3 protein-coding genes and 1 pseudogene are annotated in these 4,950 nt (G+C 74.1%); all 4 read left to right on the top strand.

The genetic code is table 11. The annotated features are described in order from the left end of the window. Positions 1–192 precede the first annotated feature (192 nt). The gene (locus tag ABD879_RS31985) at positions 193–1,581 is read left to right on the top strand and encodes a cytochrome ubiquinol oxidase subunit I (protein ID WP_345025519.1); all 1,389 of its coding nucleotides are present in this window, start codon (positions 193–195) and stop codon (positions 1,579–1,581) included. A 41-nt stretch (positions 1,582–1,622) separates the two neighbouring features. Beyond that, positions 1,623–2,696: a cytochrome d ubiquinol oxidase subunit II gene (gene cydB, locus ABD879_RS31980; RefSeq protein ID WP_345025518.1), complete on the top strand. Its 1,074-nt coding sequence runs from the start codon at positions 1,623–1,625 to the stop codon at positions 2,694–2,696. Beyond that, a complete protein-coding gene (cydD, locus tag ABD879_RS31975; RefSeq protein ID WP_345025517.1) occupies positions 2,693–4,420 on the top strand; it encodes a thiol reductant ABC exporter subunit CydD in 1,728 nt (575 codons plus the stop codon). The genes cydB and cydD overlap by 4 nt, the downstream gene beginning before the upstream one ends. Continuing rightward, a pseudogene (locus ABD879_RS31970) lies at positions 4,417–4,950 on the top strand (thiol reductant ABC exporter subunit CydC); the annotation flags it as partial. The gene cydD and the pseudogene ABD879_RS31970, both read left to right, overlap by 4 nt.

The following is a 4,950-nucleotide window of genomic DNA, read 5'->3' as shown; positions in this document are numbered from 1 at the left end:
GCTGACCCGCGACGACGTGGTGATCCCCGACGGCTTCACCCGCCCCCTCGGCGCCTCCTGACTCGTCGGCGGCGAGCGAAGCGGAGCAGGACGGCCTGAAGGCCATAACAAAACGGACCTTCGTCCCTGCCTCGGGTGACGTGCTCGGTGGTGCGCTGGAATCCGCCTCCCAGCGCACACCGAGGAAGACACGTGAACACTCTGGATTTGTCCCGATGGCAATTCGGGATCACCACCGTCTACCACTTCATCTTCGTGCCGTTGACCATCGGCCTGTCGGCCCTGGTGGCCGGCATGCAGACCGCCTGGCACCGCACGAAGAACCCGCTCTACCTGCGGATGACCCGGTTCTTCGGGAAGCTGTTCCTGATCAACTTCGCGATGGGCGTGGTCACCGGCATCGTGCAGGAGTTCCAGTTCGGCATGAACTGGTCGGACTACTCGCGGTTCGTCGGCGACGTGTTCGGCGCTCCGCTGGCCATGGAGGGACTGCTGGCGTTCTTCCTGGAGTCCACCTTCCTGGGCCTGTGGATCTTCGGCTGGGACCGGCTGCCGCCCCGCCTGCACCTGGCCACCATCTGGCTGGCCTCGATCGGCACCATGCTGTCGGCGTACTTCATCCTGGCCGCCAACTCCTGGATGCAGCACCCGGTCGGCTACCGGATCGACCCCGAGACCGGGCGGGCCGAGCTGACCAGCATCTGGGAGGTGCTCACCAACTCCACCGCGCTGGTGACCTTCCCCCACGTGATCTTCGCGGCGCTGCTCACCGGCGGCCTGTTCGTCGCCGGGGTGAGCGCCTGGCACCTGGCGCGGCGGCGCGAGGTGCAGCTGTTCCGCCGGGCGACGCGCGCCGGCCTGATCGTCTCGCTGGTCGCCGCGATCGGCGTGACCGTGTCCGGCGACCTGCAGGCGCGCGTGATGACCGAGCAGCAGCCGATGAAGATGGCCGCCGCCGAGGCGCTGTACGAGACCTCCGCGCCCGCCTCCTTCTCCCTGCTCACCATCGGTTCGCTGGACGGCGGCGAGGAGCTGTGGAGCCTGCGCGTGCCGCACGTGCTGTCGTTCATGGCCACCGGCGAGCCGAACGGCACCGTCGAGGGCGTCAACGACGTGCAGCGGGCGTACGAGCAGCGCTACGGGCCCGGCAGCTACACGCCCGTCATCCCCATCACCTACTGGACGTTCCGCCTGATGATCGGGTTCGGGTTCCTGGCCGGGCTGCTGGCCGTGGCCGGGCTGTGGCTGACCCGGGGCGGACGGCTGCCGAGCGGGCCGTGGTTCCACCGCGCCGCGCTGGCGGGGATCGCGCTGCCGTTCCTGGCCAACACCATGGGGTGGATCTTCACCGAGATGGGCCGCCAGCCGTGGGTGGTGATGGGCCTGATGCGCACCCGCGACGGCGTCTCGCCCGACGTGTCCACCGCTGAGGTGGTCACCTCCCTCACGGTGCTCACGCTGCTGTACGCGGCGCTGGCGGTGGTGGCGGTGGCGCTGATGGCCCGCCATGCCCGCAAGGGGCCGCCGCCGCAGGACCAGGCGCCCGCCGCCGACGAGCCCGTGCCCGCCTTCTCCTACTGAGCTCGCGGAGCCCGTAGCGAGCCGCATCACCGGAGACGCTCATGGAACTGACCACCGTCTGGTTCACGCTGATCGCCGTGCTGTGGACCGGCTACTTCGTCCTGGAGGGGTTCGACTTCGGCGTCGGCGTGCTGCTGCCGGTGCTGGCGCCGCGCCGCGGCGCCGCCGACGGCGGCGCCCACGCCGACACCGACCGCCGCGTCATGATCAACAGCATCGGGCCGGTGTGGGACGGCAACGAGGTGTGGCTGCTGGTCGCCGGCGGCGCCACCTTCGCCGCCTTCCCCGAGTGGTACGCCACCCTGTTCAGCGGCTTCTACCTGCCGCTGCTGCTGATCCTGGTCGCGCTGATCGTGCGGGGCGTTGCGTTCGAGTACCGCGGCAAGGGCCCGGCGTCCGGCCCCGAGGCCGAGCGCTGGCGGCGCAACTGGGACCGTGCCATCTTCTGGGGGTCGCTCGTCCCGGCCTTCCTGTGGGGCGTGGCGTTCGCCAACATCGTCCGCGGCGTGCCGATCGACGCCGACCACCACTACACCGGAGACCTGCTCACCCTGCTCAACCCGTACGCGCTGCTCGGCGGGCTCACCACGCTGGCGGTGTTCACCCTGCACGGCGCGGTGTTCCTGGCCCTCAAGACCGACGGCGAGGTGCGCTGGCGCGCCCGGGCCCTGCTGACGCGGCTGGCCGCGCCCGTCGTGGTGCTCGCCGCCGCGTTCCTGGCGGTGACCCAGATCATCCAGGGCAAGCCGCTGACCTGGGTCACCGCCGCCATCGCCGCGGTCGCGCTGCTCGGCGGGATCGCGGCCGGGCTGCGCGGCCGGGAGGGCTGGGCGTTCACCGGCACCGCCGTGGCGATCGCGGCGACGGTCGCGACGCTGTTCGGCGACCTGTGGCCGAACGTCATGCCGTCCACCACCGACGCCGCCCACAGCCTCACCGTGCACAACGCCGCCTCGTCCCCGTACACGCTGGAGGTCATGACCTGGGTCGCGGTGGTCTTCACGCCGGTCGTCCTGGGCTACCAGGCGTGGACGTACTGGGTGTTCCGGCGCCGCCTCACCCGGCAGGCCATCGCCCCCGCCGAGCCGACCCCCGGAGCAGAGGCGGCACGGTGAGACCGCCGCTCGACCCCCGCCTGCTGCACCACGCCCGCGCCGCCCGCGCCTTCCTCGCCGGCACGGTGGCGCTGGGCCTGGTCGCGACGGGGCTCGTCCTGGCCCAGGCCGTGCTGCTCGCCCGCATCCTGGCCGGGGCGTTCGACGGGCAGGGCGCCGCGGACCTCGCCCCCGCGTTCCTGCTCCTGCTCGCCGTGGCGGCCGGGCGCGCCCTGGCCGCCTACGGCGGGGAGGCGCTGGCCCTGCGCGCGGCCGCCGCGGTCAAGGCGCAGCTGCGGCTGCGGCTGGTGAGCCGCGTCCTGCGCAGCGTCCCGGACCCCGCGCGGCAGCCGGGCGAGCTGGCGACGCTCGCCACCCGCGGGCTGGACGCGCTGGACCCCTACTTCGCGCGGTACCTGCCGCAGCTCGTGCTGGCCTTCCTGACGCCGGCCGCCGTGCTCGCCGTGGTGGGCGGCGCCGACCTGCTGTCGGCCGGCGTCATCGCGGCCACCCTGCCGCTGATCCCGGTGTTCATGGTCCTGGTCGGCCTGCACACCCGGGCCCGCACCGAGCGGCAGTGGTCGCTGCTGGAGCGGCTGGGCGGCCACTTCCTCGACGTGGTCGAGGGGCTGCCGACGCTCAAGGTGTTCGGCCGCGCCAAGGCCCAGGCGGCGGTGATCCGCGAGGTGACCGGCGCGCACCGGCGGGCCACCATGCGCACGCTGCGGGTGGCGTTCCTGTCGGCGCTGGTGCTGGAGCTGCTGTCCACGCTGGCGGTGGCGCTGGTCGCGGTCGAGATCGGGCTGCGCCTGCTGGGCGGCGGCATGCCGTACGAGACGGCGCTGCTGGTGCTGCTGCTGGCGCCCGAGGCGTACCTGCCGCTGCGCAACGTGGGCGCCCAGTTCCACGCCAGCATGGAGGGCGTCACCGCCGCCGGGCGGGTGTTCGAGGTCCTCGAAGGCGCCGTGCCGGAGGACACCACCACGGCCGATCATGCCGCCGATCACGCCGGCGATCACGCCGCCGGACCGGACGGCGGGCGCCTGCGCCTGGACCGGGTGACGGTGCGCCGCCCGGGACGGGACCGGCCTGCGCTGTCGGAGGTGTCCCTGGAGGTGGCGCCGGGGGAGCGGCTCGTGGTCGTCGGGCCCAGCGGCGCGGGCAAGAGCACCCTGCTCGCCGTGCTGCTGCGCTTCGTCCAGCCCACCGAAGGGCACACCGGCTTCGAGGACATGCCGGCCGAGCGGTGGCGCGAGCGCATCGCCTGGGTGCCGCAGGACCCCTACCTGTTCGCCGGAAGCGTGGCCGACAACATCCGGCTCGGCGACCCCGGCGCGTCCGACCGCGCCGTACGGCGCGCCGCCCGCCTCGCCGGGGCCGACGAGTTCGTCCGGGACCTTCCCCAGGGGTACGACACCCCGGTCGGCGAACGCGGCGCGCGCCTGTCGAGCGGGCAGCGGCAGCGCATCGCGCTGGCCCGCGCGTTCCTGCGGGACGCGCCGCTGCTGCTGCTCGACGAGCCCACCGCCCATCTCGACGGCGAGAGCGCCGAAGGCGTCCGCACCGCCGTCGAACGCCTCATGGAGGGACGCACGGTCGTGCTGGTCACCCACGACCACACCTGGACCCGGCTCGCCGACCGGGTCGCCGAGATCGACGGCGGACGGCTCACCATCCGCCGTCCGGCGGACGTGCGGCAGGCCGCGCCGCCGGAGACGGCGCCGGTCATGGCGGTGGCGTCATGACCGCCGTGCCGCCGGTCGCGCGCCGCGCCCCGCTGCTGCGCCTGCTGGGCCTCGCCCGGCCGCTGCGCGCCAGGCTGCTGGTCGCGGTCCTGGCAGGGGCCGCCACCACCGCGGCCGGGATCGCGCTGCTGGGCGTGTCCGGGTTCCTCATCGCCCGCGCCGCCGAGCACCCGGGCGTCACCGCGCTCACCATCGCCGTCGTGGCGGTGCGCGCCCTGGGCGTCAGCCGCGGCGTGCTGCGCTACGTCGAGCGGCTGGCCTCGCACGACGTGGCGTTCCGGGTGCTGGGCGACGTCCGCGTGCGCGTCTACCGGGCGCTGTCCCGCATCGCCCCCGCCGGGCTGCGCGAGCTGCGCTCCGGCGACCTGCTCACCCGGCTGGTCTGCGACGTCGACGACACCCAGGACGTGTTCGTCCGCGGCGTCGTCCCGGCCGCGGCCGCCGCGCCGCCCGGCGGCGCGGCCGACGCCGCCTGCGCGTTCCTGCTGGCCCCGGCGGCCGGCGCGCTGGTCGCCGCGCTGCTGGTCGCG

This window comes from Actinomadura keratinilytica (genome assembly GCF_039539665.1).
Lineage (GTDB): Bacteria > Actinomycetota > Actinomycetes > Streptosporangiales > Streptosporangiaceae > Spirillospora > Spirillospora keratinilytica.
Note: the sequence above shows the minus strand (reverse complement) of the source record. Positions and strands in the feature narration are given on the sequence as shown.

Bases quoted from the DNA above. Each gene is read 5' to 3' on its own strand.
- cydB (WP_345025518.1), top strand. From the start codon at position 1,623: ATGGAACTGACCACCGTCTGGTTCACGCTGATCGCCGTGCTGTGGACC.